At 49.0% G+C, this 502-nt stretch carries 1 pseudogene; it reads right to left on the bottom strand.

The features are described 5' to 3' along the window. Positions 1-4: 4 nt before the first annotated feature. Positions 5-145 (bottom strand): annotated as a pseudogene (locus tag AC1DRJ_RS32280) (DNA-binding protein); the annotation flags it as partial. Positions 146-502: the final 357 nt, after the last annotated feature.

The following is a 502-nucleotide window of genomic DNA, read 5'->3' as shown; positions in this document are numbered from 1 at the left end:
CTTAGAGGTAGCGGGAGATGGTGGTTTTTGAGCCAGTGTTGCCGAGCTCCGTGCGTACAGCCTTGATAGTGGGTTTTTTACCGTGAGCTATCAAGGCTGTTTTCGCCTTTTGCACCATCTGCCTAGTAATGCCGTTGCGAGCCATCACTCCTCCTACGATTTTGTACCGTATTACGTTGCATGTAATTACATGTTAAATGGTGTTAAATTAAACGCTTGTTTGTGCAGGTCTTTGACGTGGGATAATTGAGCGTTATCACGGGCGATGACCGTTCATCGGGTTAAGTGGCGCGTTTTGGGTATCATTGAGGAGGCGCCAGCGATTGTTTGGGGCTATAGACCGTTCGCCTTACTGCTTTCAGCCGCTATAACCTCAACCTACTTTTTCACGATTTGTCGGCGGCCATGTATCGCGCCTGTTCCTAGAGCAGCCGGCGGCACTCGCTACGTACAATAATACGATACGAAGAAAAAGTATGCCGGTGTCTTTTCGGTATAGGGC

This window comes from Pseudomonas sp. P5_B2, assembly GCF_056400445.1.
Note: the sequence above shows the minus strand (reverse complement) of the source record. Positions and strands in the feature narration are given on the sequence as shown.